At 43.4% G+C, this 369-nt stretch carries 1 rRNA gene; it reads right to left on the minus strand.

From position 1 onward, the window contains the following. Positions 1-255: 255 nt before the first annotated feature. Positions 256-369, minus strand: a 5S ribosomal RNA gene (gene rrf / locus EFT72_RS19050); the annotation flags it as partial.

Here is a 369-nt window from a genome sequence, read left to right on the forward strand (position 1 = left end):
TGTAACACCTCGGATGTCTTGATATTGTCTTTTTGCAAAGACTCTATCTAGATATATTTCAATATGTGGTTTTCAAGGTACGTGTGCGATGATACAAGCTGCATAGAAAACGTTGTTTTCGAAGTGCTCCTTCGTAACTTCACCGCTTTGACTGAAGTTTATCAGTCATTCGAAAGCTCGATCAACTCAAACTCACGAATCACTGGTAAAAACCAGTTATATAAAGCACTCTTTCAAGTGGTTTTTTTTTGTTTAATCTGGCACCCACCTGCTCTCCCATGCCGTCTCCAGCATAGTACCATCGGCCGCTTAGGTCTTAACCATCGTGTTCGAGATGGGAACGGGTGTGTCCCCTAAGCGCATCGGCAC

This window comes from Clostridium sp. E02 (genome assembly GCF_003833015.1).
Taxonomy (GTDB): domain Bacteria; phylum Bacillota; class Clostridia; order Lachnospirales; family Lachnospiraceae; genus Lacrimispora.